Annotated in this window: 28 protein-coding genes and 1 tRNA gene; 20 read left to right on the forward strand and 9 right to left on the reverse strand. The window is 61.0% G+C overall.

Features of this window, described 5'->3' with window-relative positions:
• Positions 1 to 220 (forward strand): hypothetical protein (locus K3180_RS12560; protein ID WP_221541294.1); only part of this gene is annotated, 220 nt, incomplete at its 5' end.
• 162 nt (positions 221 to 382) lie between these two features.
• On the opposite strand, the gene mutM is transcribed toward K3180_RS12560, so the two are convergent.
• A complete protein-coding gene (gene mutM, locus K3180_RS12565; protein ID WP_221541295.1) occupies positions 383 to 1,198 on the reverse strand; it encodes a bifunctional DNA-formamidopyrimidine glycosylase/DNA-(apurinic or apyrimidinic site) lyase in 816 nt (271 codons plus the stop codon).
• A gap of 56 nt (positions 1,199 to 1,254) precedes the next feature.
• On the opposite strand from mutM, the gene K3180_RS12570 reads away from it, so the two are divergent.
• Both K3180_RS12570 and ubiB read left to right on the forward strand, forming a co-directional pair.
• The gene (locus K3180_RS12570; RefSeq protein ID WP_221541296.1) at positions 1,255 to 1,986 is read left to right on the forward strand and encodes a class I SAM-dependent methyltransferase; all 732 of its coding nucleotides are present in this window, start codon (positions 1,255 to 1,257) and stop codon (positions 1,984 to 1,986) included.
• A gap of 2 nt (positions 1,987 to 1,988) precedes the next feature.
• Positions 1,989 to 3,551 carry a 2-polyprenylphenol 6-hydroxylase gene (gene ubiB / locus K3180_RS12575; protein WP_221541297.1) on the forward strand — a complete coding sequence of 521 codons (1,563 nt, stop codon included), beginning with the start codon at positions 1,989 to 1,991 and terminating at the stop codon, positions 3,549 to 3,551.
• Here ubiB and K3180_RS12580 read toward each other — a convergent pair.
• The gene (locus tag K3180_RS12580) at positions 3,529 to 3,930 is read right to left on the reverse strand and encodes a hypothetical protein (RefSeq protein WP_221541298.1); all 402 of its coding nucleotides are present in this window, start codon (positions 3,928 to 3,930) and stop codon (positions 3,529 to 3,531) included. The genes ubiB and K3180_RS12580 overlap by 23 nt on opposite strands.
• Positions 3,931 to 4,050: 120 nt before the next feature.
• Between K3180_RS12580 and K3180_RS12585 the strand changes: the two genes are divergently transcribed.
• Both K3180_RS12585 and dut read left to right on the forward strand, forming a co-directional pair.
• A complete protein-coding gene (locus K3180_RS12585; RefSeq protein ID WP_221541299.1) occupies positions 4,051 to 5,829 on the forward strand; it encodes a bifunctional phosphopantothenoylcysteine decarboxylase/phosphopantothenate synthase in 1,779 nt (592 codons plus the stop codon).
• Complete coding sequence (gene dut / locus K3180_RS12590) at positions 5,822 to 6,283, forward strand: dUTP diphosphatase (protein WP_221541300.1); 462 nt, start codon at positions 5,822 to 5,824, stop codon at positions 6,281 to 6,283. The genes K3180_RS12585 and dut overlap by 8 nt, the downstream gene beginning before the upstream one ends.
• A gap of 7 nt (positions 6,284 to 6,290) precedes the next feature.
• Here dut and K3180_RS12595 read toward each other — a convergent pair whose 3' ends face one another.
• Positions 6,291 to 6,836, reverse strand: a complete 546-nt coding sequence (locus tag K3180_RS12595; protein ID WP_221541301.1) for a hypothetical protein — start codon at positions 6,834 to 6,836, stop codon at positions 6,291 to 6,293.
• 120 nt (positions 6,837 to 6,956) lie between these two features.
• Here K3180_RS12595 and K3180_RS12600 point away from each other — a divergent pair, with 120 nt between their 5' ends.
• On the forward strand, positions 6,957 to 7,979 hold the full coding sequence (locus K3180_RS12600) for a winged helix-turn-helix domain-containing protein (RefSeq protein ID WP_221541302.1): 1,023 nt from the start codon (positions 6,957 to 6,959) through the stop codon (positions 7,977 to 7,979).
• 66 nt (positions 7,980 to 8,045) lie between these two features.
• Here K3180_RS12600 and K3180_RS12605 read toward each other — a convergent pair whose 3' ends face one another.
• A complete protein-coding gene (locus tag K3180_RS12605; RefSeq protein WP_247710541.1) occupies positions 8,046 to 8,768 on the reverse strand; it encodes a DUF4136 domain-containing protein in 723 nt (240 codons plus the stop codon).
• Between the two features lie 259 nt (positions 8,769 to 9,027).
• On the opposite strand from K3180_RS12605, the gene K3180_RS12610 reads away from it, so the two are divergent.
• Together K3180_RS12610 and ruvC are read left to right on the forward strand one after the other, a co-directional pair.
• A complete protein-coding gene (locus tag K3180_RS12610; protein WP_221541303.1) occupies positions 9,028 to 9,774 on the forward strand; it encodes a YebC/PmpR family DNA-binding transcriptional regulator in 747 nt (248 codons plus the stop codon).
• Between the two features lie 119 nt (positions 9,775 to 9,893).
• Positions 9,894 to 10,367 carry a crossover junction endodeoxyribonuclease RuvC gene (gene ruvC / locus K3180_RS12615; RefSeq protein WP_221541304.1) on the forward strand — a complete coding sequence of 158 codons (474 nt, stop codon included), beginning with the start codon at positions 9,894 to 9,896 and terminating at the stop codon, positions 10,365 to 10,367.
• A gap of 83 nt (positions 10,368 to 10,450) precedes the next feature.
• On the opposite strand, the gene K3180_RS12620 is transcribed toward ruvC, so the two are convergent.
• Positions 10,451 to 11,731 (reverse strand): serine hydrolase domain-containing protein, encoded by a 1,281-nt coding sequence (locus K3180_RS12620; RefSeq protein WP_247710542.1) that lies wholly within the window; start codon positions 11,729 to 11,731, stop codon positions 10,451 to 10,453.
• Between the two features lie 154 nt (positions 11,732 to 11,885).
• Between K3180_RS12620 and K3180_RS12625 the strand changes: the two genes are divergently transcribed.
• Positions 11,886 to 12,236, forward strand: a complete 351-nt coding sequence (locus K3180_RS12625; RefSeq protein WP_221541305.1) for an ArsC family reductase — start codon at positions 11,886 to 11,888, stop codon at positions 12,234 to 12,236.
• On the opposite strand, the gene K3180_RS12630 is transcribed toward K3180_RS12625, so the two are convergent.
• Complete coding sequence (locus K3180_RS12630) at positions 12,230 to 12,397, reverse strand: hypothetical protein (RefSeq protein ID WP_221541306.1); 168 nt, start codon at positions 12,395 to 12,397, stop codon at positions 12,230 to 12,232. The two genes, K3180_RS12625 and K3180_RS12630, sit on opposite strands and share 7 nt — an antisense overlap.
• Between K3180_RS12630 and K3180_RS12635 the strand changes: the two genes are divergently transcribed.
• Positions 12,396 to 13,442 carry a glycerophosphodiester phosphodiesterase family protein gene (locus tag K3180_RS12635; protein WP_221541307.1) on the forward strand — a complete coding sequence of 349 codons (1,047 nt, stop codon included), beginning with the start codon at positions 12,396 to 12,398 and terminating at the stop codon, positions 13,440 to 13,442. The two genes, K3180_RS12630 and K3180_RS12635, sit on opposite strands and share 2 nt — an antisense overlap.
• Here K3180_RS12635 and ubiG read toward each other — a convergent pair.
• A complete protein-coding gene (gene ubiG, locus K3180_RS12640) occupies positions 13,423 to 14,181 on the reverse strand; it encodes a bifunctional 2-polyprenyl-6-hydroxyphenol methylase/3-demethylubiquinol 3-O-methyltransferase UbiG (RefSeq protein ID WP_221541308.1) in 759 nt (252 codons plus the stop codon). The two genes, K3180_RS12635 and ubiG, sit on opposite strands and share 20 nt — an antisense overlap.
• Positions 14,182 to 14,234: 53 nt before the next feature.
• On the opposite strand from ubiG, the gene K3180_RS12645 reads away from it, so the two are divergent.
• Entirely contained in the window at positions 14,235 to 15,515 is a 1,281-nt protein-coding gene (locus K3180_RS12645) for an aspartate kinase (protein ID WP_221541309.1), read from the forward strand.
• Positions 15,512 to 16,675, forward strand: coding sequence for a formate-dependent phosphoribosylglycinamide formyltransferase (gene purT, locus K3180_RS12650; protein WP_221541310.1), 1,164 nt, complete (start codon positions 15,512 to 15,514; stop codon positions 16,673 to 16,675). The genes K3180_RS12645 and purT overlap by 4 nt, the downstream gene beginning before the upstream one ends.
• 9 nt (positions 16,676 to 16,684) lie before the next feature.
• Here purT and K3180_RS12655 read toward each other — a convergent pair whose 3' ends face one another.
• Positions 16,685 to 17,125 (reverse strand): glycine zipper 2TM domain-containing protein, encoded by a 441-nt coding sequence (locus K3180_RS12655; protein WP_247710543.1) that lies wholly within the window; start codon positions 17,123 to 17,125, stop codon positions 16,685 to 16,687.
• Positions 17,126 to 17,280: 155 nt separating this feature from the next.
• On the opposite strand from K3180_RS12655, the gene K3180_RS12660 reads away from it, so the two are divergent.
• The 6 genes from K3180_RS12660 (at position 17,281) to K3180_RS12685 (ending at position 22,106) form a co-directional block, all read left to right on the forward strand.
• Positions 17,281 to 18,297 carry an NAD(P)H-dependent flavin oxidoreductase gene (locus K3180_RS12660; protein ID WP_221541311.1) on the forward strand — a complete coding sequence of 339 codons (1,017 nt, stop codon included), beginning with the start codon at positions 17,281 to 17,283 and terminating at the stop codon, positions 18,295 to 18,297.
• A gap of 1 nt (position 18,298) precedes the next feature.
• Positions 18,299 to 18,625, forward strand: a complete 327-nt coding sequence (locus tag K3180_RS12665) for a hypothetical protein (protein WP_221541312.1) — start codon at positions 18,299 to 18,301, stop codon at positions 18,623 to 18,625.
• Between the two features lie 71 nt (positions 18,626 to 18,696).
• Positions 18,697 to 19,551: a formyltetrahydrofolate deformylase gene (gene purU / locus K3180_RS12670; RefSeq protein WP_221541313.1), complete on the forward strand. Its 855-nt coding sequence runs from the start codon at positions 18,697 to 18,699 to the stop codon at positions 19,549 to 19,551.
• Positions 19,552 to 19,660: 109 nt separating this feature from the next.
• Complete coding sequence (locus tag K3180_RS12675; protein ID WP_221541314.1) at positions 19,661 to 20,536, forward strand: dienelactone hydrolase family protein; 876 nt, start codon at positions 19,661 to 19,663, stop codon at positions 20,534 to 20,536.
• A 99-nt stretch (positions 20,537 to 20,635) separates the two neighbouring features.
• On the forward strand, positions 20,636 to 21,643 hold the full coding sequence (locus tag K3180_RS12680) for an SPFH domain-containing protein (RefSeq protein WP_221541315.1): 1,008 nt from the start codon (positions 20,636 to 20,638) through the stop codon (positions 21,641 to 21,643).
• Between the two features lie 7 nt (positions 21,644 to 21,650).
• Positions 21,651 to 22,106, forward strand: coding sequence for an NfeD family protein (locus K3180_RS12685; RefSeq protein WP_221541316.1), 456 nt, complete (start codon positions 21,651 to 21,653; stop codon positions 22,104 to 22,106).
• A gap of 6 nt (positions 22,107 to 22,112) precedes the next feature.
• Here K3180_RS12685 and K3180_RS12690 read toward each other — a convergent pair whose 3' ends face one another.
• Complete coding sequence (locus K3180_RS12690) at positions 22,113 to 23,063, reverse strand: complex I NDUFA9 subunit family protein (protein WP_221541317.1); 951 nt, start codon at positions 23,061 to 23,063, stop codon at positions 22,113 to 22,115.
• 182 nt (positions 23,064 to 23,245) lie between these two features.
• Between K3180_RS12690 and K3180_RS12695 the strand changes: the two genes are divergently transcribed.
• Both K3180_RS12695 and K3180_RS13010 read left to right on the forward strand, forming a co-directional pair.
• Positions 23,246 to 23,332, forward strand: a tRNA-Leu gene (locus K3180_RS12695).
• 65 nt (positions 23,333 to 23,397) lie between these two features.
• Positions 23,398 to 23,940, forward strand: coding sequence for a DUF6538 domain-containing protein (locus K3180_RS13010; RefSeq protein ID WP_345719487.1), 543 nt, complete (start codon positions 23,398 to 23,400; stop codon positions 23,938 to 23,940).
• Positions 23,941 to 23,945 lie beyond the last annotated feature (5 nt).

Below are 23,945 nucleotides of genomic sequence, written 5' to 3' on the forward strand. Positions count from 1 at the left end.
ACCTCAGCAAGCTATCTCGGCTTCATACATATCGCCGCCGCCCGCCTCTGGACCAATCAGTTTGTCAACAGGGCCTATATTATCCGTCGAAGGAACAACGACTTTCAGCAAGAAAATCAAGAAACATTTTCACGAAGGTGTACATAGGGTATTGGTACCAAGCGCAAGCAATCCTGATATTACCAATTTGCTATTTCGCGGCGCGCGCATTTACGGCTAGTACAGAACATACCAAAGTTTTTAATCTATCGATATGGCTCGCGTTTGTAGTTCTCTATCTCCCATTTGCGTTTGCGTTCTTTTTTCCAAATTCAAAAAGATAGAGCAAACGAACAAACCTCGGATCGCATATTGGGATCATCCTGCTTACTAAGAACTATGCTCATCTCTGACAAACCGGGCAGAACCACGTGCTGCGTCCGCCCTGCACGATGCGCCTGATCGTCCCGCCGTCCTCATGGTGGCAGGCCTCTCCCTCGCGGCCGTACACGTGGAAGCGGGTCGCGAAATAGCCCAAGTTTCCGTCGGGCTGGGCGAAATCGCGCAAGGTGCTGCCGCCGTCGCGGATGGATCGCTCCAACACGTCCTTGATCGCGGGGACGAGGCGCCTCAGCTGCGGCATGGTGATCTTGCCGCCAGCCTTTCTCGGATGGATGCCCGCGTGCCACAGCGCCTCGCAGACATAGATATTGCCTAGCCCCGCCACGATGCTCTGGTCGAGCAGCAGCAGCTTGATCGCCTGCTTGCGCCCGCGTGTCGCCTCGCGCAGATGTTGGGGGGTGAGATCGTCGCCCAATGGTTCCGGTCCCAGAGCGGCGAAGGGTTTCCACGTAACCAGTTCGCTGCTGGTCATCAGGTCGACCGAACCGAAGCGGCGGGGGTCGTTCAGGGCGAAGCGGTGACCTGCGGTTTCGATCACGAGATGGTCGTGCTTCTCGTCAACCTCCGGATCGATCCGCCAGCGCCCGCTCATGCCGAGGTGGAAGATCATCGCATGATCGCGGCTGGTGTGGATCAGCCCGTATTTGGCCCGGCGCGACAGGTGCGTCACGCTCGCCCCGGTCAGCGCCTGCACCAGATCGGGCGGGAAGGGTCGGCGCATATCGGGGCGGTTGACCGTGACGCGCGTGATCGTCTCCCCCTCAAGGAACCGGGCAAGACCGCGCACCGTTGTTTCGACTTCGGGAAGCTCAGGCATGAAAACCCCTCTAACACCCTTTGCGCCCCGCTCAATTCCCCCTAAGGCTCGCCCCCATGAGTGACACCGTTTCCTTCGGCTACGAAGATATCGATGCATCCGAAAAGACCGGCCGCGTGGGCGAGGTCTTTTCCAACGTTGCCGCCAAATACGACGTGATGAACGACGCCATGAGCGCCGGAATGCACCGGCTCTGGAAAGACCGCTTCGTCAAGCGCGTGAAGCCACAGCCGGGCGAACAAATCCTCGACATGGCGGGCGGCACCGGCGACATTGCCTTCCGTATGGCAGACAAGGGTGCGAGCGTCACCGTGTCCGACATCAATCAGGAAATGCTCGACGTCGGCATCGAACGCGCGATGGAGCGGGGGATCGACGGGCTGGTGTGGTCTCGCCAGAATGCCGAGGAACTGGCTTTCAGCAGTCGCACCTTCGATGCCTACACCATCGCTTTCGGTATCCGGAACGTGACGCATACGCTCAAGGCGCTGAAGGAAGCGCACCGCGTGCTCAAGTACGGCGGGCGTTTCTACTGCCTCGAATTCTCGACGGTGGAATGGCCCGGCTTCAAGGAGGCTTACGACCTCTATTCGCACAAATTGGTGCCGCAGATCGGCAAGGCAATTGCGGGGGACGAGGACAGCTATCGATACCTCGTGGAATCGATCCGACGCTTCCCCGATATGCCTGCGTTCGAGGCGATGATACGCGAGGCGGGTTTCGAGAATACGCGGGTCGAACCGATCATGGGCGGTCTCGTGGCAATCCACTCGGGGTGGAAAGTCTAGCGGTGACACGGCCGGCAACGCATATCTGGCGGCTCTTGAAATGGGGCCGCACGCTTGCGCGGCATGGCGCGCTGCGCGGGATCGAGCGTGATCCGAATACGCCGCCGCAGGTCAAGCGGTTGGCGCGGATCGCCCGTTTCGGGACAGTTCAGCCGAAAGAGCCCGATTATGCAGGGGCCTTCAAGGATATCGGTCCAGCGGCGATCAAACTCGGGCAGACGCTGGCCACCAGGCCCGACCTTGTCGGCGAGGAAGCGGCGCGCAACCTCCTGAGTCTGCAGGATAATCTTCCTCCTGTCGATTTCGCGGAAATCAAGGCGAGTATCGAGGCGAGCTTCGAGCAGCCGCTCGAAGCGCTGTGGTCGGAATTCGATCCGACGCCCATTGGCGCTGCCTCGATCGCCCAGGTGCACCGCGCGGTGACGACCGAGGGCCGCGAAGTTGCGGTCAAGGTGCTGCGCCCTGGCGTGCGCGAGCGATTCGCCCGCGACATCGACACCTACGAATGGGCCGCTGCGCATCTCGAAAGCTTCGGTGGAGAGGCCGCGCGTCTCCGCCCGCGCCTGACCATCGCCAATTTCAAGCGCTGGACCAATCGCGAACTCGACCTGCGCCGCGAAGCGGCGAGCGCTTCCGAATTGGCCGAGCACATGGTCGGAACCGAGAAATACGAAATTCCCGATATCGACTGGGACAGGACCAATGGCCGGGTAATGACCATCGACTGGATCGACGGCATCAAGATCAGCGACACCGAAGCGCTGATTGCCGCAGGCCACGACATGGACGATCTGGCCAGCCGGCTTGTGCTTGCCTTCCTCAAACAGGCTATCGCGGCCGGTTTTTTCCACGCCGACATGCATCAGGGCAACTTGTTCGTTAAGCCCGACGGCACCATCGCGGCGATCGATTTTGGCATCATGGGCCGGATCGACCGGCGCGCGCGCATTTGGCTGGCGGAGATACTCTATGGCCTGACCACGGGCAATTACCGCCGCGTTGCCGAAATCCATTTCGAGGCACAATATGTGCCCAGCTATCATAATGTCGACGAGTTCGCGACGGCACTTAGGGCGGTTGGCGAGCCGATGCGCGGCAAGCCGGTAAGCGAACTCAGCGTCGGCCAGATGCTCGACGGGCTGTTCGCGATCACCCGCGATTTCGACATGCAGACCCAGCCCCACCTGCTGCTGCTGCAGAAGACCATGGTGATGGTCGAAGGCATCGCCACCCAGCTCAATCCCAAGATCAACATGTGGGACGTCTCCGCCCCCTATGTCCGCAGCTGGATTCGCGACGAACTCGGCCCCGAAGCAGCCATTGCCGACCGGATCCGCGAAGACACCGAAACGCTGCTGCGGATTCCCGAACTCGTCCGCCGGATAGAGGACCGTTTCCCCTCCCGGGGCGGCGCGCCCGAACCGCCGCCGCTGCCTGACATCCCGATCGAATTCGGGCCGGGAGCCCCCAAGCGCAAGAAACGCGGCTGGATCGGCTATGTCGCCGCGGCAGCCTTGGGCGGCATCGCGTCCTGGGCCGCTGTCACACAGGGTCTGCTGGGCTGATTCCGGCGAAGGGAAAGATCTTGATGGACAGCGCGATCACGATGACGTGAAGCGCTTCGACAGTCATGGGCTGCCACCAGCCGTCGTAATCGCCGACCACCACGAGGTTCACCAGTCGCCCGGTGAAAGCGATGGCGAAGAGCGCAAGCGCGGGCCACAACACGTCTCCGCGCCGCTTCCATGCGCCGATACCCATGCTGATCGCAGCGACCCAGAAGAAGGCGGTGAAGTCTCCCCGCATGGCCGATAGCCCCATCGGGGTGGACGAGTGCAGCCCGAAATCGGCGCCCGCGGTGGCGGGATCGACGAAAAAGCTGACCCCCAAAATCAGGTCGAGCAGCGCACCGAGCGCAAGCAGACCGGCGAGAATGAAATGCATGGTGAAACTCCCCCGTTACGGATTTCTAAACCATAGGCTGGCAAGGATGAGCTTGAATAGTGTGCTTATGCGCGCTGGAAATGACGGACAGGGGGCGCTAGCAAGCGCATCAATGACGCAATGGGAATTCACCAGCCGATCCGCGCGAGCCAGTCAGCGCACCATGAAGACAGCAGGCATGGGCGCGTGAGCGGTCCCAGGATCCTGCTCGTCATCGGGGGCGGCATTGCCGCCTACAAGAGCTGCGAACTCGTGCGCCTCATCAAGAAGGCCGGAGGCGATGTTACCTGCGTCCTGACCGAGGGCGGCCAGCAATTCGTCACACCCATGGCGCTTGCCGCGCTGAGCGAGAACAAGGTCTATACCTCGCTTTTCGACCTCAAGGACGAAGTGGAGATGGGGCATATCCAGCTTTCACGGCAGGCCGATCTCGTCGTCGTCTGCCCGGCCACGGCGGACCTCCTTGCAAAGATGGCTGCGGGCATCGCCGACGATCTCGCCACCACTCTGATCCTCGCCACCGACAAGCCGGTCGTGACCGTGCCCGCGATGAACGTGCGCATGTGGGAGCATTCGGCGACACAGCGGAATGCCGAATGGCTCCGTCAGGCGGGCGTCACCGTGATGGATCCTGACGAAGGCGCGATGGCGTGCGGGGAATTCGGTCCCGGACGCCTGCCGGAACCGGCGGCGATCCTCCAGAAGATCGCCGAACAGCTCGATCTGGATATCGACCTGCCCGAACTCGCCCCGCCTACCCCGCAACTTTCGCCGCCATCTGCCGATCCAGAGAGCGATGAGGACGGTGAGCCGGCAGAAGCGGACGAACACGAATACGACGAAGAGAAGTCGTCATATAGCGGTTCGGGACTCGGCAGCCTGCTCAATGCGATCATCCCGCGCAGCACAGCAAAGCGCACCCAGGAAGAGGTCGAGCAGGATTTCGACGAGGAGGAATTCGAGGAAGTCGATTTCGACGCCGACGCGTTCGAGGAGCCCGAGTTCAATCCGGATCTCGGAGGACCGCTGCTTGCCAAGAAGGGCGCGGCTGTGTCTGCGCCGCCGACGGACAAGGAAGCGATCAACCATACCGTTGCGCGGCAGGATGCGCGCGCCATGCCGCAGCCGATTCCCGATGATGCTCAGGTGCTGGATGCATCGGAAGCACTGGCTGCGAATCCGCTCTATGGGCAGGCGATTTTCGACGAAAATCCCGAGCATCGCCCGCTCTACGGTAAGCACGTGCTGGTCACTGCCGGTCCGACTCGCGAGCCGATCGATCCGGTGCGTTACATCGCCAACCGTTCGAGCGGGAAGCAGGGTTTTGCCATCGCTGCCATGGCTGCAGCGGCTGGCGCCCGGGTCACGCTTATTTCCGGTCCCGTGCATCTTCCCACCCCTGTGGGAGTCGATCGCATCGATGTAGAGACCGCAGAAGACATGGCAGAAGAAGTGCGCAATGCGCTGCCCGCCGATGCCGCATTCATGGTCGCCGCCGTGGCCGACTGGAAGAGCCGCCATGTCGCAGGCGAGAAGATGAAGAAGCGCGGCAGCGCACCGCCTGCGCTGATCCTCGCCGAGAATCCGGACATTCTGGCCGCGGTCGCCGCAGGGCGGAAACGCCCGCATCTCCTGATCGGCTTCGCTGCGGAAACCGAAAACGTGGTCGAGAACGCCAAGTCCAAACGCAAGCGCAAGGGTGCCGACTGGATCGTGGCCAACAATGTCGCTGGCGCGGAAGGTGAAAGCGTCATGGGCGGCGATCTGAACCAGGTTCACATCGTCACCTCGGCCGGCGTTGAAAGCCTTGCCGAAATGCCCAAGGAAGACGTCGCCCGCGAGCTGGTACGTCGCGCAGCCGAAGCGCTAGCCGCACCGGAGGAAGATCCGCGTGACTGACCCGGTGCCGGTCCGCATCAAGCGGCTACCGCATGGCCACGGGCTTGACTTGCCGGCCTATGCCACGAGCGGTGCCGCAGGTATGGACGTGCTCTCGGCCGAAAGCGTGACGCTCAAGCCCGGCCAACGTCACGCCGTGACGACAGGTCTGGCAATGGCGATCCCGCAAGGCTTCGAAATTCAGGTCCGCCCCCGCTCGGGGCTCGCGCTCAAGCATGGTATTTCCGTGCCCAACACACCGGGTACGATCGACAGCGACTATCGCGGTGAATTGAAGATCATTCTCATCAACCACGGTTCCGACGAATTCACGATTGCGCGCGGCGACCGCGTGGCCCAGCTAGTGCTCGCACCGGTCGTTCAGGCGTCATGGGACGAAGTCGAAGAGCTCGATGAGACCGCTCGCGGTGAAGGCGGCTTCGGCTCCACCGGCGGACATGCGCAGCTGGTCTAACATTGCATTACATCTTCGCGCGCTGGTTCGCCGCGTGAAAACATGCGGCAGAGGTACCCCAAATCAAGGCGAAAAAACTCAGCACTCCCCATTCTATGGCGTGCCCGGGCATGGTCCATAATCCTGCTGCGATACCCACCGCGAACTGACCAGCGGAAAGTGCAGCCATAATCCAGCGCATGATCGAGGAGCGGAACCACACAAGTAAGCTGGCGACTATCGTGACGCCAACCAATGCAATGAAAACGAGGTTGGTCGGTTCGTCTTCGCTCCCCAGCATTCCCACTGCGCCATTGATCCATACTGTCAGGAAGCTGCCCAGAGCTGCTATACCTATCCCCGACCGGTGCGGAGCGTTGCGTCCGACCTTCAAGGCGATCTCGCCCCCGATTCCCAACGCCGCAAGAATTATTCCTGCAAATACGAAATCGGATACAGTCCAGTCGACCTCCGGACTGAACCGCATTGCAATCGCCGGAAGGATCAGAAGCGCGGCAAGCACCCCCCATCCGGCAATGCGCCAACCATTGAGTGCTTTACCGGCTTCAAACATGAACGTTCTCCCTTTTGATCTGACGATGCCTAACCGGCGCCTGGGTGAGCGGCATGAGCAATTTCTGAGCAATTGCTGAAACCCTTCCTCACCAGCCAATCATCGCCTAACCAGCGGGCGATGGGAGACACTTCTGCACCCTTATGCTTTGGCTGCTTCACGCTCGATTTCGCCAACCGGCAGCTTCTGCGCGAGGGGATGGAAGTCGAACTGGGCAGCCGCTATTTCGACGCGCTGGCGCTGCTCGCACGCAGCCCTGGGGCGCTGGTTTCCAAAGATCGCTTCATGGAAGAGGTTTGGAAAGGTATCCCGGTCACTGATGAGGCGCTGACCCAGTGTATTCGTACGCTGCGCCGCTTGCTGGGCGACGAGGCATCCTCTCCGCGTTTCATCGAAACGGTGCCCAAGCACGGCTATCGTTTCGTGGCCGATATCTCTGAAGCCCCTGGTGCGCCCCGACTGGCGAGCCCACAATCGCCAGCCGCACAAGTGGCAGGAGCGACCACGATGGGAGCTTTGGCGGCAGGCTTGTTGGGGGGATTGTTTTACGGGATTACCGGAACCACCGGCGGGGCGGCCGGGATAGCGACACTCATCCTCCTTTCAGCCACTCTCGCAGTGCTTGGCGGTGCGGCGATCGGCACCGGAATGGCACTGGTCACACTTTGGCGCGGCGAGAAGGATTGGGCCGTCATTCCGGGCGGTGCCGCAGGCGGGATTGTTATCGGCGCGCTGGGATCGGCGCTGGCAGCACACGGAATGCAATCGCTGACCGGAGTGTTTCCGGGCCGTGTCACGGGAATGTTTGAGGGAATGGCACTGGGAAGCGCCGTCGCTGCCAGTTTGCAGATCCTGCTGCGTGCGAACCTGTCGCAGACTGCGGCGATTGTATCGGCTACGCTTGTCGGCGCATCGTTTACCGGCCTGACGGCTCTTGCCGGAGGCTCGTTTCTGGGAGGGACCCTCGCCTTGCTCGAAGCGCAATTTCCGGCTTCGCACTTACAGATGGCGGATGTTGGAGCACTCTTCGGAGACGAAGGTTTTGGAGAAACCAGCCGGTTCTTCACCGCGATGATCGAGGGCTCAGTCTTCGCATCGGCTATCGTCTATGCGAATCTGGTGTGGCGAACTCGCAGCAAATAAAAAGGCGGCCCGATCCGCGGCCGCCTTTCCTCGGTGGTTCCCGTCCAAAAGAGAATAACTCTTCCGTTAGTCGATCCGGCGGACAGTATTCTCGTCTTCGGGCTTGACCGAGATGCGCACCGTTTCGCCCGAATTTCCTGGGAAGTCGGTGAACATGGCCTCGACCAGATTGGGGACGAGATACTGCAAGCGGTTAGAAGTGGACAGGGCCTGTGCCTTGCCTTCGAACAGACGCTCGCCCGTGGCTGCACGGTCGATCTTCATATCGATGCCGCTGGTATAGACCGTGTAGCTGGTCACGTCCGGACCACCGAACCAGGGATCGTAGAAGCCGTAGCCCCAGCGGCTGCCGACATAGCCGGCACGGATCAGGCGGCCGTCGCGTGTGCGATAATAGCGCGGACGATAGAAGGGCGAACGATAGCCGCGCCAAGGCGAATAGAATGGGTCATGGAAGCCCGTGCTGCGCACACGCTCCCGTCCGTTATCGACACCGTAATCGAAGCGAACCAGCAAGGTGGCATCTTCAGGTGAAGCGGCCTCTGCATAGCCCAGTCGAGCCATTTGTGCTTCGACTAAGTCAGCGTATTGCGAGAATTCGAGACCGCCAGCCAACGCAGGATCATCGGCCACCACGGCAAAGCTTTCACCTTGCGGAGCGGGCAGCTGCGTCTGGAAGCGCGATACATCGGCCTGGAACGGCGTGGCGCAGGCGGCAAGGCCTGCAAGGATCATGGGAACGGAGGCCAGCTTGAGTTTGCGCCCCCAACCCTTCGAACGGGTAGTCATAGCTTGGGTCCTTTCGTATCGCGCGTCGGCGCCACCGTGTGCGAAGCCCTTGATGCACGATAGTTTCATAACTGTCGCCGTGTGCCAATTCCCCATGGCATTCTTCCAGCGAATGATCAGTCTTTTACGCCTTTTGCCATGAACGCCCATTGAATGCGCGGATTCACAAAAGATGCACCGCTCGCGAGGCTTGTCGGAGGGACCGGGAAGCGGCTAAGGGACCGCACGATTACAAACAATCAGGCGGCAAGCGAGACCCATGGCAGGCCATTCCAAGTTCAAGAATATCATGCACCGCAAGGGCGCGCAGGACAAGAAGCGCTCGAACCTTTTTTCCAAGCTGAGCCGCGAAATTACCGTGGCGGCAAAGATGGGTATGCCCGATCCGGACATGAATCCGCGCCTGCGCCTCGCGGTCAATGCGGCCAAGGCGCAGTCGATGCCCAAGGACAATATCCAGCGCGCAATCGACAAGGCCTCTGCCAGCGATGGCGAGAATTACGAGGAAGTGCGTTACGAGGGTTACGGCCCCGGCGGCAGCGCGATCATCGTTGAAGCGCTGACCGATAACCGCAACCGCACCGCCACCGCCGTGCGTACCGCCTTCAGCAAGAACGGCGGCAACCTTGGCACCGAGGGCAGTGTCCAGCACGGCTTCGAACGTGTCGGCCTGATCGAATACCCCGCCTCTGCCGGCGACGAGGAGAAAATCCTCGAAGCGGCGATGGAAGCAGGCGCCGAGGACATCGAAAGCTCGGAAGACGGCCACACCATCTGGACTGCCGCCGACGATCTTCATCAGGTGGCTGGCGATCTCGAAAAGTCGCTGGGCGAGGCGGAAAACGTCAAGCTGGCATGGAAGCCGAACATCACCGTCGAGATGGACGAAAAGAACGCCTCGACGCTCATCAAGCTGATCGATGCGCTGGAAGACGATGACGACGTCCAGACAGTCTGGGGAAATTACGAGATTTCGGACGAGGTGATGGACAAGGTCGGAGCCTGAGCGGTCTCGCCGTGAAGGCGCACGAATGGGCGATCGCCATCGTGCTCGGCGCGGCATTCCTGCTTGCTTTGGCGTGGCGCCTCGGATGGCGGATCGGGTTGTAGGAAACGCGTGTAGCAATGATTATCCTCGGCCTCGATCCTTCGCTCAGCTGCACCGGCTGGGGCGTTATCCGCGCCGAAGGTTCGCGCATCACGCATCTCGCCAACGGACAGCTCCCTACCGGGGCGAACCAGCCGATGGCAGAGCGTCTGGCGTTGCTGCAGGCCGGGCTGGCGCGGGTCATAGACGAATACCGTCCCGACCGTGCGGTTGCGGAAGAGATCTTCGTCAACAAGAACCCGCAGTCGACCCTGAAGCTGGCCCAGGCACGCGGCGCAGTGCTGGCCGCCTGCGGTGCGGCTGGCCTGCAGGTCAATGAACATGCGGCGCGGCTGGTCAAGAAGGCCGTGGTCGGCACAGGCGGCGCGGACAAACATCAGGTGCAGGCAATGCTCAAGATATTGCTGCCCGGAGCGACGATCGCGGGAGCCGACGCCGCCGACGCGCTTGCGGTGGCTATTGCCGATGCGCACCTGTGTCCCAGGCATTAAGGGCAGACAGCTGATTCGCTAACCGGCAGCTATCGAGTTTCACCACCAGGAAGCTGAAGTTCAGATTTGCCATCTCCATCGGCTCATTCCGACGGAACGCCCGCATAAGTTGCTCCATAGACGGCGATTCGAAAGTCGCGGTGCAGTGCGTTGTCGAACGGGATTTTCTGTGTCGCGAAGACGACCGCCATATCCTGCCCCGGGTCCACCCAGAACAACATGGAAGGTAAGCCGTCCCAGAAGAACTCGCCGACCGTCCCTCTGTTCTCTTCCGCAGACATGGGCGGCGCAGTGCGTACGAAGAAATCGAAGCCAAAGCCTCCCGTTCCCTTGCCCGTCAGCCACGAACGGTCTTCAGGGGTGATGCGCGGATCGAGCATATCGGTGGACATGAGGCGTATCGTCGCCGGCTCCAGGATGCGCTCACCGTCCAGCTCACCCTCGTTCAGCAGCATGCGGGCGAAGCGCATGTAATCGTCCACCGTGGTAACGATCCCCGAGCCGCCCATCGTCATCGGCTTTCCGGCAAAGTTCGCTTGGAGCCAGTCCTCACGCGGCATAGGGTCGAGCGTGCCGTTCTCACCGGCGACGTAGATGCGAGCCAGCCGACCGAGATCGCTTCTGTCGCGCTTCCATCCGCTGTCGGCCATGCCAAGCGGCGCGAATATGTTGGCCGCCACATATTCGTCGAAGGCCATTCCCGACAACACTTCGACGAGCCGCGCCTGTACATCGACGCTGGCGGAATAGATCCAGCGGGTGCCGGGGTCGGCACGCAGCGGAACCTGTGCCATCCTCTCGGAAAACTCGGCGAGGGTATTGTCGGACGAGAGCGGTTCCAGCTGCGCCCAGACCCTGTCCGCCGGTTCGCCTGAATCGCCGTAGGTAAATCCCGCGGTATGGCGCAGCGCGTCGCGCACCGTCGGCGGGCGTGAAGGATCGCGCAGAACCGGATTGCCATCGCTGCCGATATCGGTTGCAACCTGCAAATCCTTGTATTCGGGAAGATGCCAATACAATGGATCGTCCAGCCCGAACCTGCCTTGCTCCCAGAGTTGCATGAGCGCTACGCCGGTCACCGGCTTGGTCATGGAGAAGACCTGTACGAGGGTATCGCGCGCAAAGGGGCGATTATCTTCGCGCGATGCCAATCCCGAGTTCTCGAAACAGGTTTCGCTTCCATCCTTCCAGATCAGGGTCGATGCCCCGACCGCCCTGCCTTCCGTAACCACACTGTCGAGGAAACTTGCGATCGTCGAACAATCCGGAGCGAATGAGGAAACCGGAATTTCGTTCGAAACCGGGACCGTTGCACAGGCAGCCAATCCGATCGCGCTCGCCAGCGCCAGACCTTGTCTTACCATCTACTCCCCCTTCTCCACCCGTTTTGCGCGGTGCGATAGCGTTGCGGCACACGCGATCCCAGCGCCCGTCATTGCCCGTATCGTCGTAGCCGCAATTTTGTGGCATACCCAACCGGACACAAAAACTGTCCAGAATTGAAAAGCCTATAACTCAATGACCAAACTTGCGATGTACGGAATTCCCAACTGCGACACCGTCAAGAAAGCCCGAAAATGGCTCGAGGCGGAGGGCATCGAATATGCGTTCCACGATTACAAGAAGGAGGGCGCCGATCCTGCCAGACTGTCGGCGTGGAGCGACGCGGCGGGATGGGAAGCGTTGCTCAACAGGCGTGGGACGACATTTCGCAAACTGCCCGACGAGGACAAGGCCGATATCGATCGCGTAAAGGCGATCGACTTGATGGTGAAACATCCCAGCATGATAAAGCGCCCGGTGATCGAACACGATGGCGGCATATTGGTGGGCTTTTCGGAAGACGGCTGGTCGGCGGCGCTTCAATAGCCGCTCTCGCTGCCCCAACCCTTGTTGTCACCGGCAGTCAGACCGCGGGCGTTTTCTTTCGAACTGCTCGTAATCTGCTGCTTGAGGGATGAGAAATCATTCCCCGATCCGTAGATGAGTCCCACCACGATGGCCGTGCCGATTAGGAGCTTCTTGAACATGGCGAGATTATTTAGCCGATTCGTCCTCAAGATTTCGTTACTATTTATCCTTGCCAGCCCGGCCGCGATCAGTGCGCAGGAGATGCTCGTGATCGCGCATCGCGGTGCAAGCGGGGAGCGGCCCGAGCATACGCTGGCGGCATATGAGAGAGCGATAGACCAGGGCGCCGACTACATCGAACCGGATCTGGTCGTGACCCAGGACCTCCACCTTGTCGCACGCCACGAAAACGAGCTTTCGGATACGACCGACGTCGCGGAGCGCGAGGAATTCGCCGACCGCCGACGCACCAAGACGATCGATGGCACCATGGTGAGCGGATGGTTCGCCGAAGATTTCACCCTTGCCGAATTGCGCACCTTACGGGCGAAGGAACGCCTGCCCGGCGTCCGGCCAGGCAATGCGCGCTTCGACGGGCTCTATCCCGTGCCGACCTTCGCCGAGATCGTGAAACTGGTGAGGGCCAAACAGGCCGAAACGGGCCGCACTATCGGCCTGTACCCCGAACTGAAGCATCCGACCTTCCTGCTGCAGGAGGCGGGCATCGACAGCGTCGACCTGCTGGTCACCGCGCTGCGCGAAGCCGATCTGGACGATGCGGAAGACGCGGTCTTCGTGCAGAGTTTCGAAGTCGCACCACTACGCCGATTGGACCGGTTGATCGACGCAAGATTGGTATTGCTTGCCACGCCAGGAAAAGGACCGGCCGACGAACCGGCGCTGCGTTACGAGGATATGCTTTCCCCCAGCGGACTGGCCGAGGTGGCCAGCTATGCCGATGCGATAGGTGCGGACTTGCGCCTCCTGCTCAATCCCGATGGGACGCCTACCAGGCTGATCGAAGCGGTGCAGGCAGCCGGGCTGGAAGTTCATGCCTGGACGGTGCGCAAGGAAAACGTCTTCTTGCCGGGGCCGCTGCGCAGTTCAGGCGGCGAGGCCGCGCGCGGCAATGTGGAGGCCTTGATCGGCCTTCTCGAGGCGGCCGGTGTCGACGGTTATTTCACCGACGATCCGGCAGTGTCGATCAAGCTGCGCGGGCGGTGACGATATAGTTCAGGGACAGATCGTCCGACAGGTGCAGGCCCTTCATCGGCGAAAATGCGATTCCTTTCGGTTCGCCCATGGCAAGACCTGTGGAGGCAAGGATTTCGGACAGTTCATCGGGAGTGACGAAATCGCTCCACTCGTGCGTGCCTTTCGGGATCAATCCGAAGCTCTCAGCCGCGCCGATCATCAGCGTGCGCGAGCGCACGGTCCGGTTCGGGGTGGAAAGGACCATCAGCCCGCCTTCGGTCAGCCGGGCCGCCAGTTGCGCGGCGAAAGCCTGCTTGTCGGCGACATGTTCGATCACCTCCATCGCGGTGACGAGATCGAAGGTGCCGATGTCATGCCCGGCAAGCTCGCCCGCCATGTAGCGGATATCGAGCCCGCTCCGCCCGGCATGGATCGCCGCCGCCGCCACGTTTTCGGGCGCCGCATCCACTCCGGTCACATCCGCACCCAGCCGTGCCAGCGGTTCGCAGAGCAAACCTGCGCCACATCCCACATCGAGCGCGCTTTTTCCGGCGAGCGGCCGCGCATCACGAACGTCGCCCGTCCAGTGCAGATCGATCGCCTCGCGCAGGAACTTGAGCCGCACGGGATTGAGCTTGTGCAGCATCGCGCTGGATCCCTTCGGATCCCACCAGTCCTTGGCCAGCTTGCCGAAATGCGCGGCCTCTTCGGGCCGGATGGTTTGACCGGCTGAAGTATTGCTTGGGAGGCTCGTGGTTGCATCGCTCATGCGCCGTGGCTAGCAGCCATATCCCACGCATTCCAGTACGGAGAGATTCCCGCTTGGCCCGCATCGTGATGAAATTCGGCGGCACCTCCATGGCTGGGACCGAACGCATTCGCCGCGTCGCCAATATCGTGCGCAAGCAGGCGGCGGGCGGCAACCAGGTCGCGGTGGTCGTCAGCGCCATGGCGGGCGAGACCGATCGGCTGGTGAACTTCTGCCGAGAGGCCAACGCGCTTTACGACCCGGCCGAATACGATGTCGTGGTGGCAAGCGGCGAGCAGGTTACCTCGGGTCTTCTGGCCCTGACGCTCCAGTCGGTGGGCGCCAAGGCACGTAGCTGGCTGGGTTGGCAATTGCCGGTCCGGACCATCGAAGCACATGCCCGTGCGCGGATCGAGGGCATCGATGCGGACGAACTTGTCGCCTCGATGGAGCGCGGAGAGATTGCGGTCATTCCCGGGTTCCAGGGCCTTGCGAAAGACGGGCGCATCACGACACTCGGGCGCGGTGGGTCCGACACTTCTGCAGTAGCAGTGGCAGCGGCTGTCAATGCCGACCGCTGCGACATTTATACAGATGTGGACGGCGTCTATACCACCGACCCGAGGATCGTGGCCAAGGCACGCAAGCTCAAAGCCGTGACCTACGAGGAAATGCTCGAACTGGCGAGCGTGGGGGCCAAGGTGCTGCAGACCCGCAGCGTGGGCCTTGCGATGAAGGAGGGCGTGCGTGTGCAGGTCCTCTCCAGCTTCGTGGGCGACGATGCGATCCCTGCGGACGAACTTCCGGGCACGATGATCGTGTCGGAAGAGGAAATGGACGAATTGGTGGAGAAGGGCGAAGTGGAACGCCAGCACGTAACCGGCATCGCGCACGACAAGAACGAAGCCAAGATCATTCTCACCCGCGTGCCCGACAAGCCGGGTTCGGTGGCGCATATCTTCGAACCGCTCGCACAGGCCAGCATCAATGTCGATATGATTATTCAGAACGTTGGCCGCGACAAGGGTGAGACCGACGTCACCTTCACCGTGCCCCAGGCCGATCTCGCCCGTGCACAGGCCCTGCTCGAGGACAGGCGCGATGACATCGGCTACAACCGGCTGATAACCGACAGCAAGATCGCCAAGATTTCCGTGGTCGGTGTCGGCATGAAGAGCCATGCCGGGGTCGCCAGCACCATGTTCCGCGCCCTGTCCGACCGCGGCATCAATATCCAGGCAATCTCGACCAGCGAGATCAAGGTCAGCGTGATGATCGACGAGGACGAGACCGAACTGGCGGTTCGCGTCCTGCACACCGCCTACGGCCTCGATGCGGAGGACGAAGCAGCTTGAGCCACACGGCGAGAATACTCCTTCTCGGGTCCGGCGAACTGGGGCGTGAGTTCGTTATCTCGGCCAAGCGGCTGGGCGCCTATGTAGTGGCCTGCGATTCCTATGACGATGCACCCGCGATGCAGCTGGCAGATAGCCGCGAGGTCTTCTCGATGCTCGACGGCGAAAAGCTGCGCGAGGCGGCCGAGAAACACCGGCCCGACTACATCGTCCCCGAGATCGAGGCGATCCGCACCTCCGTGCTGGCCGAACTGGAGGAAGAAGGCTTCGCTGTCGTCCCTTCGGCTCGCGCTGCCCAGCTGACGATGAATCGCGATGCGATCCGCGATCTTGCCGCGAACGAACTTGGGCTCGTGACGTCGAAATATCGCTACGCCAAGAATCTCGAGGAAGTGCGTGCGGCGGCAGAACACACCGGCTTTCCCTGCGTCATCAAGCCGGTCATGTCGTCCTCGGGCAAGGGCCAGAGCACGGTGCGCGAGGAGACGAAGCTGGAGGAGGCATGGGACTATGCCTGTGCCAACATGCGCGGCGACCGCCAGCGTGTGATTGTCGAACAATTCGTCGACTTCGATTACGAGATCACCCTGCTTACGGTGCGGCACAAGGATGGCGTGACCTTCTGCCCTCCGATCGGGCACCGGCAGGAGCGCGGCGATTACCAGGAAAGCTGGCAGCCCACGCCCATGACCGAAGCGGCGATCGCCAAGGCGCAGGAGATGGCACGCAAGGTCGTCGACGAGTTGGGCGGCTATGGTCTGTTCGGGGTCGAATTCTTCGTGAAGGGCGAGGAGGTGATCTTCTCGGAGCTATCGCCCCGTCCGCACGACACCGGCATGGTTACGCTGGTCAGCCAGAACCTCACCGAGTTCGACCTGCATGCCCGCGCAGTGATGGGGCTGCCCGTCCCGCCTGAGATGCGCGCGCGGCCTTCTGCCAGCGCAGTCATACTTGCCGAGCGAGACAGTACGGCGCTGTCGTATGAATGCCTCGCCGAGGCTCTCGAAGAACCGGGCACCGATCTCAGGATCTTCGCCAAGCCGACCAGCCGGCCATACCGCCGGATGGGCGTGGCGCTGGCGACGGCAGGCGATACTGACGAGGCACGGCGCAAGGCGCGCGATGCGGCGCACAAGGTGCGGATCGTCTACGGCGACTAGCCGCCAGAACTAACGACAGCGGCCCCGTTCGATTTCGCGCCCCAGTAGCGCTCCGCCAGCCGCTCCAAGAATTGTGCCGAGGCTGCGATCACCGCGCGAATCTATTTCACGTCCAAGGACGGCGCCGAGCGCACCGCCTACGATCAGACCCGTGGTGCCATCCCGCTTGCGGCAGTAAACGCGTCCATCGCGGCCTCTCCAGACCCGGGTGTTGCGATAGACCGGTTCACCGTAATATCGACCTTGATAACGGGAATAGCGGTTGTCGCGGTAGCGGCGCTTTTCCCAGCGATCATCATCGTCGTCATCGGAATGATGCCACGCCATTGAAAGGTCGGGACCTGCGTAAGGCGCGTAGCTGTAAACCGGCTCAGCTGCATTGGCGGGTGCGGCAAAAACCATACCGCCGACGGCAAGAGCGAGGAGCGAGCTTGTTGTTTTCCTGAGCATTGGTTCGTCTCCGAATTGCAGTGGGCCCCACTGTCATCGGGAAAACATGAACGGAAGGAGACCGGCTTCGACAGCCTTTGCCCGATCACGGCGAAATGCCTTTTACTTGCGTTCGGTTACTTGCGGACAGGACCGCCCGGTTCTATCCGCCGTCAATGACCGCCTATCCCAAAACCGACCGCCTCATGCAGCGCGGTGCAGATTTTCTCGGTTCACGCTATGCGATCCTGTGCGGCGCAATGAGCTGGGTGTCCGAACGCAACCTCGTATCTGCCATCTCGAACGCCGGGGGCTTCGGCGTGATTGCCTGCGGAGCGATGACGCCCGAGCTGCTCGAGACGGAAATCGCCGAGACGCAGAAGCTGACCGACAAGCCGTTCGGCGTGAACCTCATTACCATGCACCCGCAGCTGTTCGATCTGATCGCGGTCTGCGATGCCGCCGGTGTGAGCCATGTGGTGCTGGCAGGCGGCATTCCCCCAAAGGGCAGTGTCGAAGCCATCAAGGGCGGGAAGAACCCGGCGAAGGTCCTCTGCTTTGCCCCTACGCTTGCTCTCGCCAAGAAACTGCTTCGCTCCGGCGCGGATGCGCTGGTGATCGAAGGTATGGAAGCGGGCGGGCATATCGGCCCAGTATCGACCAGCGTTCTGGCGCAGGAAATTCTTCCCGAATTATCCCAGGACCATATCATTTTCGTGGCCGGCGGGATCGGCCGCGGCAACGCCATGGCAGGGTATCTGGAAATGGGCGCGGCGGGCGTGCAACTCGGAACGCGTTTCGCCTGCGCAAAGGAAAGCATTGCCCACCCGAACTTCAAGAAAGCCTTCTTCCGTGCCAATGCACGCGACGCCATTGCAAGCGTGCAGGTCGATCCGCGCCTGCCGGTGATTCCGGTCCGCGCGCTCAAGAACAAGGGCACGGAGGAATTTACCCGGAAACAGATCGAAGTTGCGCGCGTTCTGGATCGCGAAGAGATCGGAATGGAAGAAGCACAACTACAGATCGAACATTATTGGGCTGGCGCGCTACGCCGCGCCGTCATCGATGGCGATGTCGAAAACGGCAGTCTGATGGCGGGCCAGTCTGTGGGTATGCTCAAGGAAGAAGAGCCGGTCGCGAGTATCATCGCAAAGCTGATGACCCAAAGCGAGGAAGCGCTCACGCGCCGGTAAGGTGAATATCCACCGGCTCGATCTCGACGTCGCAATATATCGCGACCGGGTACAGGTTACCCATCGCGGCACCGACGTTTTCGTCGATCAGAGAGCGAAATATCCCTTTTCGACCGATGGATCGGTGGTAGGGCATCCGCGTTTTCTCGAAGACACGATCGTGCGCGCCATCCGCCAGATCATCAGGGAGGGCGGCTACCTGCTGCGCAATCCCATCGCTCATGTGATCCGCTGCGACGGAATTCTCAACGACGAAGAAAAAGCCATCATCGAGGAAGCACTGCACGAAACGGGCATGAAGGAAGTCATCTTCGAGCTCGATGAGTAGAAACCGCAAGTTTCGCCGGGTCTAGTCGTTCCCGCTTGCGAATGACCGCTGCAAGGCGCCAGGAACCCCGTATGTCAGATACGCTCGTCCTCACGCTGTCCTGCGCCGACCGTCCCGGAATAACCGCGCGCGTCAGCTCCTTCCTGTTCGAACGCGGTGGTAACATCCTCGAAGCGCAGCAGTTCAACGATCGCTCCTCGGACGCCTTTTTCATGCGGGTCGAATTCGACCCAGGCCATGCGAAACTCGACACTCTTCGCAAGCAATTCGCCGATCTGGCCGATGAATTCGCGATGGACTGGAAGCTTACCCTGCGCGACCGGCCAAAGCGCGTGCTGATCATGGTCAGCAAGTTCGACCACTGTCTTGCCGACCTCCTCTACCGCTGGCGGATCGGCGAATTGGCCATGGAGCCCGTGGCAATCATTTCCAACCACCCCCGTGAGGCGATCGAGCATACCCATCTGGGCGATATTCCCTTCCATCATCTTCCAATCACGCCGGAGACGAAACCGGATCAAGAAGCCGAAACAAGAAAGCTCGCCGATCGATACGATGCCGAACTGGTTGTTCTGGCGCGCTACATGCAGATTCTCTCGAACCGGCAGGCGGCGCATTTCGCCGGACGGTGTATCAATATTCACCACTCCTTCCTGCCCGGGTTCAAGGGCGCAAGGCCTTACCATCAGGCCTTCGAGAGAGGCGTCAAGATGATCGGGGCCAGTGCGCATTACGTGACAGCCGATCTCGACGAAGGACCGATCATTCATCAGGCGGTCGAGCCGATCAGCCATGCCGACAGCCCCGATCGGCTGGTCAGCAAAGGCCGGGAAATCGAAAGCCGGGTGCTGGCCGAGGCAGTTCGGCTGCACCTGGAAGAACGCGTGCTCCTCAACGGGCAACGTACGGTAGTCTTCAGAAGCTGATCGACCGCACATAACGAAGTGGGCTGCGCCTCTGCGTACTCATTGGGCCCTTGTCCGATGCGCGCACCTTGCTAGGCTCCTTGGCGGACGGGCGAGTGGAGAGACCTATATGTGCGATCAGCACCAGCTGGCCCGATGGGCAAAGCATAATCTTTCACGCAGGGCTTTCGGAGCAGGCAGTCTTGCCGGTGCCGCCGGGGCGGCTGCCGCCGCCTGCACGCCGATGGATATAAGCACGGGTGAAGACGCTGACGCGGTATCGTCCCGGCAGGTCAGCTTTCGCACACCTTCCGGCACGATGGATGGCGAGTTCTTTCACCTCCAGACGGGAGAAAATCCCGGAGTAATCTTCTGGCCCGATATTGCCGGCATACGGGATGCCAAACGCCAGATGTCTCGGCGTCTTGCCGGGGAAGGCTATGCGGTATTGCTCGTCAATCCATATTACCGCGACGTATCCGGCGAACAGTTTGCCGACTTCGCGACATTCGCTGCGAACGAAGGTTTCCAGAAAGTGGGTCCGTGGCGCGGGAAGCTCGATGCTGCGGCAATCGGCTCGGACGCAAAGGCTGCGGCCGAATGGCTCTTCGGGCAGGACGCCGTCGATACCGGCGCACGTATCGGTACCCAGGGCTATTGTATGGGCGGCCCGTTCACGATCTGGAGCGCGGCCGCAGATAATCGGATCGGTGCGGCATGCAGCTTTCACGGCGGCGGCCTGGTGCGCGATGGCGAGAATAGCCCGCACCGTATGTTGCAGGGCGACGTGCATTATCTCATCGCAATCGCACAGGATGACGATGCCGGAGAACCGGAAGCCAAGACGGCCCTGCGCAACGCGGCTGCGACGGTAGGCGCACCTGCCGAGATAGAGGTCTATCCCGGCGATCACGGTTGGTGCGTGCCCGATAGTCCGGCTTACGATCGTGACGCTGCAGAGCGTGCCTGGGCTCGGTTGCTGGCGACCTATTCAGCGGCGCTTTAACGGAGATGCTAGCCCCAGGCGAAGATACCTGCCGGTTTCGCTTGCGGGCTCACAGTACCGCGTTACCATGGCGCCCACGTAGCCAAGAGGGGTGTGGTAATGGGTAGTACGATTGCACTGACGTTGTTGGTTCTGCTGCTGCTTGTGTTCCTGCTGATGGCAGTACGCGTGGTGAAGCAGGGCTACGTGTACACCATTGAACGCTTCGGCAAATACACCAAGGGGGCAGAGCCGGGATTGCACATCATTACACCGTTCATCGACCGGGTCGGTCACAAGGTGAACATGATGGAACAGGTGCTCGACATCCCGGGCCAGGAAATCATCACCAAGGACAATGCCATGGTGGGCGTGGATGCGGTGGTGTTTTTCCAGGTCCTGGATGCGGGCAAGGCCGCCTATGAAGTTTCCGGCCTGCACAACGCTATCCTCGCCCTGACCACCACCAATCTGCGGACGGTCATGGGTTCGATGGACCTCGATGAAACCCTGTCCAAGCGGGACGAGATCAACGCACGCCTGCTCAGCGTGGTCGACCATGCGACCTCACCTTGGGGCATCAAGATCACCCGCGTGGAGATCAAGGACATCCGTCCGCCGATGGACATCTCCGAAGCCATGGCCCGACAGATGAAGGCGGAGCGCCTGAAGCGTGCCGAGATCCTTGAGGCGGAAGGCGACAAGACAAGTTCCATCCTGCGTGCCGAAGGTCGCAAGCAGTCCGCCATCCTCGAAGCGGAGGGCAAGCGTGAAGCCCAGTTCCGCGATGCAGAAGCGCGCGAACGCGCGGCGGAAGCGGAGGCGAGAGCCACCGAGATGGTCTCCAACGCTATCGCGAGTTCCGGCAACCAGGCGATCAATTATTTCGTGGCGCAGGAATATACCAAGGCAGTCGCGAAATTCGCCGAGAGTCCCAATGCGAAAACCATCCTTTTCCCGGTAGAAGCGACCCAGTTGATCGGTTCGCTCGGCGGGATAGGAGAATTGGTGAAGGGCACCTTCGCGGAGGGTGCGGGAAAAGCCGATACCGGCACAGCCATTCCCGAACCGCGCGAGCGCGCGCCGGTTCGCAATCCCAGCGTACCGCCCACGCGCAATCAGGGCTGAGATCGCGATGGATGGTATCGAAAGCTATTGGATCTGGGTGATACTCGGCCTTTCGCTCGCAGCGCTCGAAATGCTGGTGCCGGGCGTCTATCTCATCTGGCTGGCTCTGGCGGCATTGTCCGTGGCCGTGCTTTCCTTCGTCTCGGGGCCTCCGCTGGCGCTGGAAATTATCTCATTCGTATCGCTGTCGCTGATATTCGCCTTTTCCGCCAAGCGCTGGCTGCGCGACCGGCCGATCGTCTCATCCGATCCCTTGCTCAATAACCGCGCGGGGCGGTTGGTAGGCGAAACGGCACTGGTCACCCAGGCGATCGAAAGCGGGACCGGCCGGGTCAAGGTCGGCGATAGCGAATGGACCGCGCGCGGCGAAGATGCTGAAGCGGGCACCCGCGTTCGGATCACGGGCAATCGCGGAACAGACCTCTTGGTCGAACCGATCGAGCTGCTACGCGACGAGAGCTGAAAGAAACTAGGCGCTCAACCTCTCGGCAAAGCGCCCATGCTTGCGGAAGCGTGTCATCCATTTGTCGAGAAACAGACCGAGCGGCTTGGGCACGATTCCGAACTTTTCGAACCCGGGATATTTATCGCTCACGACATTGCCCTGCTTGAGCAGGTTCCACTGGTCGCTGCCCATCGGAGTACCTGGGAGTGCAGCGAAGATGGCCGACAGGCTGTCGGGCATGGGCAGGAAGGTCCGCTTGCGGCCCTGCGCCGTGGCGATCCTCCGGTTGATCTCCATCATTGTCAGCCTTTCCGGCCCACCGAGTTCGTATGTCTTGCCGCCGTGCGCTCCTGGGTTATCGAGACTCCGCGCGATCACTTCGGCGACATCGTCCACATAGACCAATTGCAGCTCTGCCCCGGGTCCGAAAACCGGCAGTATGGGAAGTTTCGCGATCAGCGTGCCGAACATGTTCAGGAAATTGTCGTCCTTTCCGAACATGATTGAAGGCCGGACTATGGTCGCGTCGGGAAAGGCTTCTTTGACGCGCCGCTCGCCAAGATGCTTCGCGCTGGCATATTCGTTCTCGGCGTCTTCGTCCGGCTCGTCGGCTATAGCGCTCACGTGGACAAAGCTTCGCGCGCCGGTGCCCTTGGCGATCTTGGCCATCCAGCCCGGAGCTTCGCCCATCAGCCTGTGTAGGTCGCCTTCGAAACTGCCAACGAGATTGACCACCGCATCGGCGCCCTCGATGCACCGTTCCACACTGCCGCGATCGGCGGCATCCATCCGGGCGAACTGTAGCTGGCCGAGATTGGCGAGGGGCTTGAGCTTGAAAGCCGCCTGTGGATCACGTCCGCAGATTCTCAGCCTGGCGCCGCGCGACAGAAGCGCCTGCGCCACGTAATTGCCAAGGAAGCCAGTCCCGCCCATCAGCACCACCAGCTTGCCGTTCAATGCGCCGCTCTTTGCCATTTGTCTCGTCTCGAAAATATGCGGAATGGGATACGTCCGCTGCGCCCTAGCCGCAATGCGCTTTCGCCCGCAAGCGCTCGCCCTTCGGATAGAGCAATTTGCGTTGACAAAGTAGCGGCTGCTTCGCTAGTGGCCCGCGCCTACCCGAACCCGGACATGGATGTTCCGTGGATCGATCGTGTGCCCAGATGGCGGAATTGGTAGACGCACCGTCTTCAGGTGGCGGCGCTCGCAAGGGCGTGGAGGTTCGAGTCCTCTTCTGGGCACCATCCTATTGAAATCATTGGATAAAAATACAGAACCACGGTCTTCGGAGCGTGCTTGCTACGGTTCAATGCTACGGTTTGAACCCGACGGCCAAGACTTAAACCCCAGTGAAATAACGAAAAGCAATCCTCGCGGCTGCTACGGTTTCAATCACGAGTTCTTGCCGAAATGGGTGTTTCGGCGCGGGGACCGATTCTACGTTCGTCGCCATGTCCCTATTGATTTGCAAAAGACGGTTCGCCGTAAGGAGGTGTGGAGGTCGCTCCGCACGGACAGCTTGCAGAAGGCGATACGTCGGCTGCCCGCAGTCATGGCGGACATCGAAGCCTTTTTCGAACGAACACGGCTCGACCTAGGCCTGACCGTAGATGCAACGCCCTTGGGTCCGTGCAATACGAATGAAATGGGAGTGCAATTGAAGGCGGCATCAATGGGCGCATCGCCCAGCCTCGCCGAGGCTTATGCTCTCTATATGGATGACCCAACCCACTGTTGGTCTGCAAGCACGAGACAAGCCTACGAAACGACGCGGAATCTGGGCCCTGTTGACAAACTGATTGGTCCAGAGGCGGGCGGCGGCGATATGTATGAAGCCGAGATAGCTTGCTGAGGTTT

Source organism: Qipengyuania huizhouensis (assembly GCF_019711635.1).
In the GTDB taxonomy this organism is placed as follows: Bacteria; Pseudomonadota; Alphaproteobacteria; order Sphingomonadales; family Sphingomonadaceae; genus Qipengyuania; species Qipengyuania huizhouensis.